The sequence below is a fragment of the Pseudomonas sp. P7758 genome, from assembly GCF_013386485.1.
Lineage (GTDB): Bacteria > Pseudomonadota > Gammaproteobacteria > Pseudomonadales > Pseudomonadaceae > Aquipseudomonas.
Genome location: NZ_JACARS010000010.1, coordinates 1 through 13,029, shown reverse-complemented (window position 1 = coordinate 13,029; position 13,029 = coordinate 1). Strand labels below are relative to the sequence as shown.

Genomic DNA, 13,029 nt, shown 5'->3' with positions numbered 1-13,029 from the left:
TTCAAGGAACCAGTATGCAGTTGGACCCCGCCAGCGGTTGGTGCCAGGGCATTCGTCATTGCCCCTCGCCCAACTTCAACGAGCGCCCCGGTGGCGAGATTTCCCTGTTGGTGGTGCACAACATCAGCCTGCCACCGGCGCAATTCGCCACCGGCAAGGTGCACGAGTTTTTCCAGAATCGCCTGGATGTCACGGAACATCCCTACTTTGAAGGTATTGCCGACCTACGGGTTTCTGCGCATTTTCTGATTGAGCGTGATGGCGCGGTGACGCAGTTTGTCTCGTGCCGGGACCGGGCCTGGCATGCCGGGGTATCGAGCTTCGAGGGGCGTGAGACGTGTAACGACTTTTCCCTGGGGATCGAGCTGGAGGGCACTGATGACCTGCCCTTCACCGATGCCCAGTATCAATCCCTGATCGCCCTGACGCGCCAGTTGCTGGCGGCGTACACGGGCATTACCCGCCAGCGCATTTGTGGCCATAGCGATATCGCCCCGGGACGCAAGACCGACCCCGGACCCGAATTTGATTGGGCGCGCTTTCGCAGCGCCTTGCAGGATGGAGGACACGCACAATGAGTTTTCTGGTGTTGGTGCTGGCGGTATGGATCGAGAAGTTCTCGGCCCTGCGTCACCGAATACAACGTGATGGCGGTTGGTTGCGGGAACTGGCCAAGCTGGAGTCGAGCGCCAACCTGGGCAAGCAGCCGTGGCTGATCCTCACATTGCTGGTGCTGCTGCCGGTGGCCTTGCTTGCGTTGTTGTTGCTGGTGCTGGAGCCAGTGGCCTATGGCCTGTTGGCGCTGCCGGTGCACTTGCTGGTGGTGATCTACAGCCTGGGCCGTGGCGATCTCCTGGCCGGATTGGGCCCGTTCCGTGATGCCTGGCGCCGGGGTGACCTGCAAGCGGCCGAACATGTGGCCGAACGTGACTTGAGCATCAGTGCCGACAGTGGTGAGCAGTTGCTGGAGCGGGTCCAGGGCCATCTGTTGTGGCAGGCCTACCAAAGCTTCTTCGCGGTGATTTTCTGGTACTTCCTCCTCGGACCGGTGGCCGCCCTGGCCTACCGTCTGCTGGCGCTGGCGACCGAGAACAGCAAGAACCCGCTGGTGGCCGAGCGTGCCGGGCAGTTGCGCCATGCCTTCGACTGGTTGCCGGTACGTTTGCTGGCGGCGAGTTTTGCCCTGGTCGGCAACTTTGTGGCGGTCGGCCGGGTGATGCTGCATGAGCTGCTGAGCTGGGACATCAGTGCTGCGCAACTGGTGGAGAAGGTGGGCCTGGTGGCCGCGGAGATCCCGTCACCGGTGGTAGGCGCCGAGGGCATCAACAGCCTTGATCGTATCTGGGAGTTGCTGCTGCGTGCCGCCGTGCTGTGGTACGCCGGCTTTGCCATCTGGACCGTGCTGCCCTGATTTGCCCCCCCTGTAGGAGCGGGCAAGCTCGCTCCTACCTCGTTAACCTTAAGTTACAAACCTCCTTTTCGAATTGAGCTATACAGACAGAGCGCCAAATAGTGGCTATCTGCCGCCGCCCTGCGCCCTCAATAAAAATAAAAGAAAAGGGAGTTCACCTGTGAAGAGCTTGCTCTATCCCGCCGTCGCGTTCATGAACCGCCTGACCTTCGGCATGAAGTTCAGCCTTATCAGCGTGCTGTTCCTGTTGCCGATGCTGGCCACCAACTACTACCTGGTGCGCGATTCCTGGCGTGAATTCCAGGGCACTCGCATCGAGCTGCAAAGCCTCGACCTGCTGGGCAGCAGCCTGGCCCTGCGCCGCGACCTGGAAACCCTGAACAACCAGGTACAGATCAACGCAACCCTCGGCCAATCAGGCAAGGCCGGTGATATCGAAAACAAAATCACCGCCCTCGAAGACAGCCTGCTGCAGCGCCTGCAAAGCTTCCACGCCCTGTCCGCCGACCCAGAACAGGCCGCCGCCTTCGAAGCCAAGCGCGATGAGATGATCGCCGCCTTCAAGGCCCAGCAACAGGAAACTTCACTGCTCAGCAAAAGCGCGCTGATCGGCAAACTTCTCAACAAGGCGCAGATGCTCAGCCAGATCATCGCCAGCCAGTCGGGTTTGAGCCGTGACCCCCAGGGCGACCTGCGCCAACTCAGTGAACTGATCACCAGCGTTACCCCACAAGTCACCCAGACCCTGGGCGAAGGCCGGGCCATGGGGGCTTATTCGTTGGGCCAGGGTTTTCTCAATTCGTCGTCCAGCACTCGTTTTGACGAGTTGCTGCAGCAACTGGAAAAGCTCCAGGCGGAATACGGCCTGAAACTGCAGGATGCCCTCGGCTCCAGCAAGCCCGCCCACGCAGCATTGGCGAGCCTGGCGGACGCGAGCAAGGCCAGCCTCAAGCAAGGCAGTGAGTTGTTCGAAGAGCAGGTCGTCATGGCCGAAACCCTCGACGCTCCATGGCAAGACTTCTACGACGACGTCAGCACGTTGATGGCCAAGACCTATCAGCTCGACGAAGCCACCCTGACCTTTCTCGAGCAGCAACTGGAGCAACGCCTGTCGGAAAACCGCACGCACATGATCGGATTGGTGGCGGCACTGGCGTCGGTGTTTTTGCTGATCTTCTATTTGTATGCCGGTTTCTACGCCTCCACCCGCACCACCTTGCGCCGCCTGGGGGCGACGATGGACAAGGTGGCGGCCGGTGACATGACCGTCACCTTCATCGCCCACAGCCGCGACGAACTGGGGGATTTGGGCCAGGTGTTCAACGCTACCGTGGCCAAGATCCATGACCTGATCGAGCGGGTAGGGCACACCGTCAACCAGGTCGAACACCAGGCCGGACAAGTGGAGTCAGTCTCGGCCAGCAGCAACCAGGCCGTGTCCGGCCAACGCAGCCAGATCGAGCAAGTGGCGACCGCCATGAACCAGATGTCATCCACTGCCCAGGAAGTGGCGCGCAGCGCGGCGGCGGCGGTCAGCAGCGCCCACAGCGTCAACGATGAAACCGTCAGCGGACGCGGCCTGGTGCAGTCCCAGCAAGGCAGTATCGCGGCGTTGGCTTCGGAGATCGATCAATCGGTACGGGTCATCAACCAATTGGCTATCGACAGCCAATCCATCAGTCGCGTGCTGGAAGTGATCAAGAGCATTGCCGAACAGACCAATCTGCTGGCGTTGAATGCCGCCATCGAGGCCGCGCGCGCGGGTGAGCAAGGACGCGGTTTCGCCGTGGTGGCCGATGAAGTGCGCACTTTGGCCCGGCGCACCCAGCACTCCACCGAGGAAATCGAGCAGATGATTGCCAAGCTCCACAGCGGTGTCGGCGCTGCGGTGAAGGCCATGGGCACCAGCCACGAGATGGCCAATGGCACGGTGGGGCAGTCGGAAAAAGTCCAGCAGGCCCTCGAAAACATCCTCGGCGCGGTAGGCATGATCGTCGACCAGAACCAGCAGATTGCCGCCGCCGTCGAACAGCAGACTGCCGTGGCCCATGACATCGATCAGAACATCGTCGAGATCAATCGCGCCGGTGAACATGCAGCGCAGGGCGCGCACCAGACTGAAGAGGCCAGCCGGCAGTTGTCCTTGCAAGTGATCGAGCTGAAGCAGTTGATCGGGGCCTTTCGAGTGTGAGGCATGGCCAGGCATGCATCGGGGATGGGCGCCTACCAGTTGAACAGCTCGCAGGCATTGCGGGTGCTCGCCTCGGCCAGCGCTGAGGAACTGATGCCCATGCGCTCCGCCAGGGCGGCACAGATGTCTGGCAGGTGTTCGGGGCTGTTGCGCTGGCCGGGGTACATCACGGGGGCCATGTCCGGTGAGTCGGTTTCCAGCACCACGCTTTCCGGCGGCAGCCGGGCGATCACCTTGTGCATGCGCAGGGCTTGCGGCCACGTGGCCGCGCCGCCCAGGCCCAGTTTGAAGCCGAGCTTGATGTACTCGCGGGCCTCTTCCTGGCTGCCGGCAAACGCGTGGATGATTCCGCCCCGTGGTAGCCGAATGCGCTTGAGGGTGGCGATCACGGCAGCGTGGCTGCGGCGCACATGCAGCAGCGCCGGCAGTTGGAAATCCACCGCCAGCTTCAGTTGCGCTTCAAACAGGCTTTGCTGGCGTTCGCGGTCCAGCTTTTCGAGGAAATAATCCAGGCCGATTTCGCCCACCGCGCACAGTTGCCGGTGGCCGTTCAGGCGGGTCAGCCAGTCGCCCAGTTCCGTCAGGTCGGCGGGGCGATGGTCGTCGAGATACACCGGGTGCAGGCCGAAGGCGGCGAATAAATCCGCGTCGGTTTGCACCAGGTCCCACAACCGTTGCCAATTCTGCTGATAGACCCCGAGCACCACCATCCTGCGCACGCCCAGGCGGCGACTGCGGCTCAGGACTTCGCGGCGGTCCGTATCGAAGTCCGGAAAATCCAGATGGGTGTGGCTGTCGATCAGCTCCACACCGCTTACTCCGAGTGAATCCGCTGCTTGAACGTTCGGCCGATGGCATGCACGCCGGGTTCGTAGTGCTGTTCTTCAATGGCCGCCAGCGCCAGGCGCAGCGCGGTGTCGGCAATCAACTGATGCTGCTGGGCCATGGCATTCACCGGCAGCGGCAGGAAATCCAGCAGTTGGGTGTCGCCAAACGTCCCCAGTCGCAGTGGCCGGGATTTGAGCGGGAAGTCATGCAGCGCGTCAAACACCCCTTGCAGCAGGACGTAGGACGTAGTCACCAGTGCGTCAGGCAAATGCCCCAGGCTTTGCAGCAACTGCTCCATCAGCTGTCGGCCACAGTCGCGGCTGAACGACTCGCCTTGTTCGATCAGCACTTCGCCGCTGAAGTCTTTCAGCGCTTGCTTGAAACCGGCGGTACGTTCCTGGCTGATGCTCAGCTCTGGCCGCGCGCCGATCAACACGATCTGCTTGGGCAGCAAGTGCAGCAGGCTGCTGGTCAATTGCTGGCAGGCCTGGCGATCATCGCTGACCACCGAGCAAAACTGCGTAGACTCCATCACCCGGTCGATGGCGATCACCGGCAAACCCTTGGCTTGCAGTTCGCGGTAGCTGTCGTCGGTGGCCGGCAGGCAGCTGGCGACAAACAGCGCATCGCAACGGCGGGCGCGGAACAGTTGCAGCAGTTGCCGCTCACTGTTGGCGTCGTCGTCGGAGCTGGCGATCAGCAATTGATAGCCGCGGGCACGGGCGCCTTGTTCGAGCAGCTTGGCGATGCGTGCGTAACTGGGGTTTTCCAGGTCCGGCAGGATGAAACCCAAAGTACGGGTGTGCCGGCTGCGCAGCCCGGCGGCCTGGGGGTTGGGCGTAAAGCCATGTTCTTCAACCACGGCGCGCACCCGTTCGACGGTTGCGCTGCTGATCCGTTGCTGTTCGGCCTTGCCATTGATGACGTAGCTGGCGGTGGTCACAGACACACCGGCAATGCGCGCGATATCACTGAGTTTCAAACCGGGATTTCCTTGTTTTTTAGAGCTTGCCCCGACATTTTGTCCAATCGTAACCGATTACTGCAGGCGACCATTGTCGCAACTCAACAGCCGAGTGGCTCTTCAATCATGGGAAATTAACGCGTAATCTGCCATAAATTCTAGATTAAACGTTTCAGCAAGCGTATTTTTACGATTATCGCGACGAGTGTGGTCCTGCCAACTGACCACTCAGTCAATTTTATTCGAACGCTTTTGCACTGATTTATTCAAAATAATACCTAGTGCGCCCGCCGCACTAACTAGGAGAACGGCATGCTTGAGCTCACCCACGAGCAGATATCCATGGGCCAGACGGCTGTGGATAAGTCTGCTGCCTTGCAACTGCTCGCTGAAAAACTGGTGGCCGATGGCCTGGTCGCCGAGGGTTACCTCAGTGGCTTGCAAGCGCGTGAAGCCCAAGGCTCGACCTTTCTCGGCCAGGGTATCGCCATCCCCCACGGCACCCCCGAAACCCGCGACCAAGTGTTCGCCACCGGCGTGCGCCTGCTGCAATTTCCCGACGGCGTGGATTGGGGCGATGGCCAGATCGTCTACCTGGCGATCGGCATTGCCGCCAAATCCGACGAACACCTGCGCCTGCTGCAACTGCTGACCCGTGCCCTCGGCGAGACCGACCTGGGCCAGGCCCTGCGTCGCGCCAGTTCTGCCGAGGCCTTGCTGAAACTGCTACAAGGTGCGCCGCAGGAGCTGGCGCTGGACGCACAGATGATTGGCCTGGGCGTGTCGGCTGATGATTTCGAAGAACTGGTGTGGAGAGGCGCACGCCTGCTGCGCCAGGCCGATTGCGTGAGCAATGGCTTTGCCGCCGTGCTGCAACAAGTCGACGCGCTGCCCCTGGGCGATGGCCTGTGGTGGTTGCACAGCGAGCAGACGGTGAAGCGCCCGGGCCTGGCTTTTGTCACCCCGGATAAACCGATGCGTTACCTGGGCCAGCCCTTGAGCGGCCTGTTCTGCCTGGCCAGCCTCGGCGAGGCCCACCAGACCTTGCTCGAACGCCTGTGTGCCTTGCTGATCGAAGGCCGTGGCCAGGAACTCGGCCGCGCCACCAGCAGCCGGGCCGTACTGGAAGTGCTCGGCGGTGAACTGCCAGCCGACTGGCCAAGCGTGCGCATTGCCCTGGCCAACGCCCACGGGCTGCATGCGCGCCCGGCGAAGATCCTCGCGCAATTGGCGAAAAGTTTTGCCGGTGAAATCCGTGTGCGCATCGTCGATGGAGACGTCGGCGCGGTATCGGTAAAAAGCCTGAGCAAGTTGCTCAGCCTCGGTGCGCGTCGCGGCCAGGTATTGGAGTTTGTCGCTGAGCCAACCATTGCCGGTGACGCCTTGCCCGCCTTGCTGGCGGCAGTGGAAGACGGCCTCGGCGAAGAAGTCGAGCCGTTGCCGGCAGTCAGCGCCCAACAAGCCGTGGCCGAGATCGAACCGGTCATCAGCGCGCCAGTGTCCGGCAGCCTGATCCAGGCCATTGCCGCCGCACCCGGCATTGCGATTGGCCCGGCGCATATCCAGGTGCTGCAACCTTTCGAATACCCGCTGCGCGGCGAGTCGCCGGTGATCGAGCGCCAGCGCCTGCACGCGGCATTGACCGACGTGCGCCGGGACATCCAGGGCCTGATCGAGCGCAGCAAATCCAAGGCCATCCGCGAGATCTTCATCACCCACCAGGAGATGCTCGACGACCCGGAACTGACCGACGAAGTCGAGACGCGCCTCAAGCAGGGCGAAAGCGCCGAGGCCGCGTGGATGAGCGTGATCGAAGCCGCCGCCAAACAGCAGGAATCGTTGCAGGACGCCTTGCTCGCCGAGCGCGCTGCCGATCTGCGTGACATTGGCCGCCGCGTGCTGGCACAACTGTGCGGCGTCGAAACCGCCCAGGAGCCGGACGAACCCTACATCCTGGTGATGGACGAAGTGGGTCCCTCGGACGTGGCGCGCCTGGACCCGGTGCGTGTCGCCGGCATCCTCACTGCCCGTGGCGGCGCCACCGCCCACAGCGCCATCGTCGCCCGCGCGTTGGGCATTCCCGCGCTGGTGGGTGCAGGCCCTGCTGTATTGCTGTTGGCTTCGGGCACGCCGTTGTTGCTGGATGGCCAGCGCGGTCGCCTGCATGTGGACGCCGACGCCGCCACCTTGCAGCGCGCCACCGTCGAACGCGACACCCGCGAACAACGTCTGCAAGCCGCCGCCGCGCAACGCCATGAACCGGCCCTGACCCGCGATGGCCATGCCGTCGAAGTGTTCGCCAATATCGGCGAAAGCGCCGGGGTTGCCGGCGCGGTGGAGCAGGGCGCCGAAGGCATCGGCCTGTTGCGCACCGAACTGATTTTCATGGCCCACAAACAAGCGCCCGACGAAGCCACCCAGGAAGCCGAATACCGCCGCGTGCTTGACGGCCTCGGCGGTCGGCCGCTGGTGGTGCGCACCCTTGATGTGGGCGGCGACAAACCGCTGCCGTACTGGCCGATCGCCAAGGAAGAAAACCCCTTCCTCGGCGTGCGCGGCATTCGCCTGACTCTGCAACGCCCGCAGATCATGGAAGCGCAATTGCGCGCGCTGTTGCGTTCGGCAGACAACCGTCCACTGCGCATCATGTTCCCGATGGTTGGCAGTGTTGACGAGTGGCGACAGGCTCGGGCCATGACCGAGCGCCTGCGCCTGGAAATCCCGGTGGCCGACCTGCAGCTGGGGATCATGATCGAAGTGCCGTCGGCCGCCTTGCTGGCGCCGGTGCTGGCCAAGGAAGTGGACTTCTTCAGCGTCGGCACCAACGACCTGACCCAGTACACCCTGGCCATCGACCGCGGCCACCCGACGCTGTCGGCCCAGGCGGATGGCCTGCACCCGGCGGTGTTGCAACTGATCGACATCACCGTGCGCGCGGCCCATGCCCATGGCAAATGGGTCGGCGTGTGCGGCGAATTGGCGGCCGACCCGCTGGCGGTTCCAGTGCTGGTCGGCCTGGGTGTGGATGAGCTGAGCGTCTCGGCGCGCAGCATTCCCGAGGTCAAGGCACGGGTGCGTGAATTCAGTCTGAGCGAGGCCCAGGGCCTGGCACAAAAAGCCCTGGCGGTGGGTTCTCCCGCCGAAGTGCGTGCGCTTGTGGAGGCCGTGTAAATGGCAAGGATTTTAAGCCTGACGCTGAACCCGGCGTTGGACCTGACGGTGCGCCTGGCGCGCCTGGAACCGGGCGAGGTCAATCGCAGCGAAGCGATGATCACCCACGCTGCCGGCAAGGGCGTGAACGTGGCCCAGGTGCTGGCGGACCTTGGTCATCAGGTGACCGTGGGCGGCTTTCTTGGTGAGGACAATCCCCAGGCATTCGAGATGCTGATTGCCCGTCGCGGTTTTACCGATGCCTTTATTCGCGTGCCGGGCGAAACCCGCAGCAATATCAAGATCGCCGAGCAGGACGGGCGGGTCACGGATGTCAATGCGCCGGGCCCGTTGGTCAGCGAGCAGGCGCAACACGCACTGCTTGAGCAACTGGCGCGGATTGCTCCCGGCTACGACGCCGTCGTCGTGGCCGGCAGCCTGCCACGCGGCATCACCCCTCAGTGGTTCCAGGGCCTGCTGCAGCAACTGAAAAACCTCGGCTTGAAAGTCGCCCTGGACACCAGCGGCGAAGCGCTGCGCGCCGGATTGAACGCCGGCCCGTGGTTGGTCAAACCCAATACCGAAGAACTGGCCGATGCCCTTGGTCATTCCACAGATGCCATCCGCCAACTGCATCGGCAAGGTGTGGAGCATGTGGTGGTCTCCGACGGTGCCGCGGGTGTGAGCTGGTACAGCCCGGATACCGCGCTGCACGCCACGCCGCCCAAGGTAACCGTGGCCAGTACCGTAGGCGCCGGCGACTCGCTGCTGGCCGGGATGCTTCACGGTTTGCTCAGTGGCGATACGCCGGAGCAGACCTTGGGCCGCGCCACCGCCATTGCCGCGATGGCGGTCACGCAGATCGGCTTTGGCATCACCGACGAAGCGCAGCTTGAGACTTTGCAGAGCGGCGTCCACGTGCGCCCGCTGACAGAACAATAAGAGGGTTGGTCATGAAGTTAGCCATTGTTACTGCCTGCCCGAACGGCATGGTCACCAGTGTGCTGTGCGCCCGCTTGCTGGATGCCGCCGCGCAACGCCAGGGCTGGAGCACCAGCGTCGAAGTGGTCGACGTGCAGCATCCGGAACGCCAATTGTCGGCGGCCACCCTTGAAGCCGCCGAGTGGGTATTGCTGGTCAGCAGCACGCCGGTGGACATGCAGCGTTTTGTCGGCAAACGTGTATTCCGCAGCACGCCGGCCCAGGCGTTGCAGGATGTGGACGCGGTGTTGCGTCGCGGGGCCGAGGAGGCCCAGGTGCAGGTGGCTGACGCGGCACCGGCGAAAAGCACGCCGCGTATCGTCGCGATCACCGCGTGCCCGACCGGCGTCGCCCACACCTTCATGGCTGCCGAAGCGTTGCAGCAAACCGCCAAGCGCCTCGGGTATGACTTGCAGGTGGAAACCCAGGGCTCCGTGGGCGCCCGCACGCCGCTGAGTCCCGAGGCGATTCGTGACGCCGACGTGGTGCTGCTCGCCGCCGACATCGAAGTCGCCACCGAGCGCTTTGCCGGCAAGAAAATCTATCGCTGCGGCACCGGGATCGCGCTCAAGCAATCCGAGGCGACCCTCAACAAGGCGCTGGCCGAAGGCAAGCAGGAATCCGCTGCCAGTGGTGCCGCTGCCAAACCGGAGAAGACCGGTGTCTACAAACACTTGCTCACCGGCGTGTCGTTCATGCTGCCGATGGTGGTGGCGGGCGGTCTGCTGATCGCCCTGTCATTCGTGTTCGGCATTCATGCCTTTGAAGAAAAAGGCACCCTGGCCGCCGCGCTGAAAACCGTCGGCGACCAGGCGTTCATGCTGATGGTGCCGCTGCTGGCGGGTTACATCGCCTACTCGATTGCCGACCGTCCTGGATTGGCCCCCGGCATGATCGGTGGCCTGCTGGCCAGCACCTTGGGCGCGGGGTTTATCGGCGGGATCTTCGCCGGCTTTCTCGCCGGCTACTGCGTCAAATTCATCAGCCGCGCGATCCGTTTGCCCCAGAGCCTGGAAGCCCTCAAGCCGATCCTGATCATCCCGTTGCTGGCGAGCCTGTTCACGGGTCTTGCGATGATTTACCTGGTAGGGCCGCCGGTGGCGAAGATGCTCACCGGCCTCACGGATTTTCTCAGCACCATGGGCACCACCAACGCCGTGCTGCTGGGCATCTTGCTGGGCGGCATGATGTGCGTCGACCTCGGTGGCCCGATCAACAAGGCGGCCTACGCGTTTTCCGTCGGCCTGCTGGCGGCGCAAAGCGGTGCCCCCATGGCCGCGACCATGGCTGCCGGCATGGTGCCGCCGATTGGCATGGGCATCGCCACCTTCCTGGCGCGGCGCAAGTTCGCCCAGACCGAGCGTGAAGCCGGCAAGGCCGCGCTGATCCTCGGCATGTGCTTTATCTCTGAAGGCGCGATTCCGTTTGCTGCCAAGGACCCGTTGCGGGTAATCCCGGCCAGCATCGCCGGCGGTGCGCTGACCGGTGCGCTGTCGATGTATTTCGGCTGCAAGCTGATGGCGCCCCATGGTGGATTGTTTGTGATGCTGATCCCGAATGCGATCAACCATGCGCTGCTGTACCTGCTGGCGATCGTGGCGGGCAGTTTGTTGACGGCCGTGGTGTATGCATTCCTCAAGCGCCCTGAGACCGTAGAGCTTTCTGTCGCACCCGCCCAGGCATGACGCGGTTCATGTAGGAGCTGGCTTGCCTGCGATGCAGGCACCTCGGTGTATCAACGCAACCGAGTTGAGGCTATCGCAGGCAAGCCAGCTCCCACATTTGACCTCCGTGAGCAATAAGGCCGGTGTCATAACTCGTTCATCCCGTCATGCTTAAGTTTCCCTTTTGCTGCTCGAGAGGGAACCCGCATGAGCCACTTCAATCTCGGCCGCCGCCGCGTGATGCAAGCCGTTGGCGCCGGCCTGTTGCTGCCGGGCCTCGCGCCTGCGGTGATCGCCTCGGTCAAGGATCGCCCGCAACTCACCGACGGCGTGCAGTCCGGCGACCTGCTGGGCGACCGCGCGATGATCTGGAGCCGCAGCGACCGCCCGGCCCGGATGGTGGTGGAGTGGGACACCCGTAGCGTATTCAGCAACCCGCGCAAATTCGTCTCGCCCCTGGCCGACAGCCGCACCGATTTCACCGCCCGTGTCGAACTCACCGGCCTGCCCGTCGACCAGGCGATCTTCTACCGTGTGCACTTTGAAGATGCCCAGACCGGCGTGGCCAGCGAGCCCTGGTTCGGTCACCTGCGCAGCGTGCCGCAGCAGCGCCGGGATATCCGCTTTGTGTGGAGCGGCGACACCGTCGGCCAGGGCTTCGGCATCAACCCGGACATCGGCGGCATGCGCATCTACGAAGCCATGCGCCTGCGCCTGCCGGACTTCTTCATTCACAGCGGCGACACCATCTACGCCGACGGCCCGGTGCCCGCGCAACTGACCACCGAGGACGGACGCATCTGGCGCAACATCACCACCGAAGCCAAAAGCAAAGTCGCTGAAACCCTGAATGAATACCGGGGCAACTACCGCTACAACCTGATGGACGAGAACGTACGTCGCTTCAACGCCGAAGTGCCGCAGATCTGGCAGTGGGACGACCACGAGGTGATCAACAACTGGTCGCCGAGCAAGCAACTGGATGAGCGCTACAAAACCCGCGACATCAACACCCTGGTGGGCCGTGCGCGTCAGGCCTGGCTGGAATATTCACCGATGCGCCGGCAAAGCGCCGACCAGGGCGGGCGGATTTATCGCAAGCTCAGTTACGGCCCGTTGCTGGATGTGTTTGTGCTGGACATGCGCAGCTATCGCGGGCCGAACGATGACAACCTTGGCGGTGAAAAACCGTTCCTTGGGCGTGAGCAACTGGACTGGCTCAAGCGCGAATTGAAGGCCTCCCAGGCGCAGTGGAAAGTCATCGCCGCCGACATGCCCATTGGCCTGGGCGTGCCCGACGGTGAGGTCAGCCCCGGCGTGCCGCGTTGGGAAGCGATCGCCAACGGCGACCCGGGCCCGGCCCAGGGGCGCGAGTTGGAAATTGCCGAATTGCTCGCGTTTCTGCGGGCGCAGCAGGTGCGTAATCACGTGTGGCTGACAGCGGATGTGCATTACTGCGCGGCCCATCATTACCATCCGGATCGGGCGGCTTTTCAGGATTTTGAGCCGTTCTGGGAGTTCGTCGCCGGGCCGTTGAATGCCGGGAGTTTCGGGCCTAATCCGCTGGATAAAACCTTTGGCCCGGAAGTGGTGTTCGAGAAGGCGCCGACGGTGCAGAACAGCTCGCCGTTTGCCGGGTTCCAGTTTTTTGGCGAGGTGCAGATTGACGGGCAGACGGCGGAGCTGACGGTGATTTTGCGGGACCTGGATGGGGTTTCAGTGTTTGAACAGAAACTGGCGCCAGTGTGATTGCAATGCAATCTACCTACTGAAGAAGAGCTAATGTGGGAGCGGGCTTGCTCGCGAAGGCGGTGTGTCAGTCAACAGATGTATCGACTGA

General features: G+C 63.0%; 9 protein-coding genes and 1 pseudogene. 8 read left to right on the top strand and 2 right to left on the bottom strand.

What is annotated here, in order from left to right:
* Positions 1 to 14 precede the first annotated feature (14 nt).
* From ampD to HX873_RS31985, 4 genes and pseudogenes are all read left to right on the top strand, one after another.
* Positions 15 to 578 (top strand): 1,6-anhydro-N-acetylmuramyl-L-alanine amidase AmpD, encoded by a 564-nt coding sequence (gene ampD, locus HX873_RS01925; RefSeq protein WP_003215934.1) that lies wholly within the window; start codon positions 15 to 17, stop codon positions 576 to 578.
* Positions 575 to 1,411 (top strand): regulatory signaling modulator protein AmpE, encoded by an 837-nt coding sequence (gene ampE, locus HX873_RS01920; RefSeq protein ID WP_177122292.1) that lies wholly within the window; start codon positions 575 to 577, stop codon positions 1,409 to 1,411. Before ampD ends, ampE begins: the two co-directional genes overlap by 4 nt.
* 193 nt (positions 1,412 to 1,604) lie before the next feature.
* Positions 1,605 to 2,696, top strand: a pseudogene (locus HX873_RS31990) (methyl-accepting chemotaxis protein); the annotation flags it as partial.
* A complete protein-coding gene (locus tag HX873_RS31985) occupies positions 2,673 to 3,602 on the top strand; it encodes a methyl-accepting chemotaxis protein (protein ID WP_371135982.1) in 930 nt (309 codons plus the stop codon). The pseudogene HX873_RS31990 and the gene HX873_RS31985, both read left to right, overlap by 24 nt.
* 32 nt (positions 3,603 to 3,634) lie before the next feature.
* On the opposite strand, the gene HX873_RS01910 is transcribed toward HX873_RS31985, so the two are convergent.
* Positions 3,635 to 4,411 (bottom strand): TatD family hydrolase, encoded by a 777-nt coding sequence (locus HX873_RS01910; protein ID WP_177036234.1) that lies wholly within the window; start codon positions 4,409 to 4,411, stop codon positions 3,635 to 3,637.
* A gap of 5 nt (positions 4,412 to 4,416) precedes the next feature.
* Positions 4,417 to 5,412, bottom strand: coding sequence for a catabolite repressor/activator (cra, locus tag HX873_RS01905; protein WP_177122291.1), 996 nt, complete (start codon positions 5,410 to 5,412; stop codon positions 4,417 to 4,419).
* 294 nt (positions 5,413 to 5,706) lie between these two features.
* Between cra and ptsP the strand changes: the two genes are divergently transcribed.
* From ptsP to HX873_RS01885, 4 genes are all read left to right on the top strand, one after another.
* A complete protein-coding gene (gene ptsP, locus HX873_RS01900) occupies positions 5,707 to 8,565 on the top strand; it encodes a phosphoenolpyruvate--protein phosphotransferase (protein ID WP_177122290.1) in 2,859 nt (952 codons plus the stop codon).
* Positions 8,566 to 9,486 (top strand): 1-phosphofructokinase, encoded by a 921-nt coding sequence (gene pfkB / locus HX873_RS01895; RefSeq protein WP_087694617.1) that lies wholly within the window; start codon positions 8,566 to 8,568, stop codon positions 9,484 to 9,486.
* 11 nt (positions 9,487 to 9,497) lie between these two features.
* Entirely contained in the window at positions 9,498 to 11,210 is a 1,713-nt protein-coding gene (locus tag HX873_RS01890; RefSeq protein WP_003215951.1) for a PTS fructose-like transporter subunit IIB, read from the top strand.
* A gap of 186 nt (positions 11,211 to 11,396) precedes the next feature.
* Positions 11,397 to 12,938: an alkaline phosphatase gene (locus HX873_RS01885; protein ID WP_087694616.1), complete on the top strand. Its 1,542-nt coding sequence runs from the start codon at positions 11,397 to 11,399 to the stop codon at positions 12,936 to 12,938.
* Positions 12,939 to 13,029: the final 91 nt, after the last annotated feature.

Excerpts from the sequence above, each read along its gene's own strand:
- HX873_RS01890 (WP_003215951.1), top strand. The coding sequence starts at position 9,498 with ATGAAGTTAGCCATTGTTACTGCCTGCCCGAACGGCATGGTCACCAGT.
- pfkB (WP_087694617.1), top strand. The coding sequence starts at position 8,566 with ATGGCAAGGATTTTAAGCCTGACGCTGAACCCGGCGTTGGACCTGACG.
- HX873_RS01885 (WP_087694616.1), top strand. The coding sequence starts at position 11,397 with ATGAGCCACTTCAATCTCGGCCGCCGCCGCGTGATGCAAGCCGTTGGC.
- ampE (WP_177122292.1), top strand. The coding sequence starts at position 575 with ATGAGTTTTCTGGTGTTGGTGCTGGCGGTATGGATCGAGAAGTTCTCG.
- HX873_RS31985 (WP_371135982.1), top strand. The coding sequence starts at position 2,673 with ATGACCGTCACCTTCATCGCCCACAGCCGCGACGAACTGGGGGATTTG.
- ptsP (WP_177122290.1), top strand. The coding sequence starts at position 5,707 with ATGCTTGAGCTCACCCACGAGCAGATATCCATGGGCCAGACGGCTGTG.
- ampD (WP_003215934.1), top strand. The coding sequence starts at position 15 with ATGCAGTTGGACCCCGCCAGCGGTTGGTGCCAGGGCATTCGTCATTGC.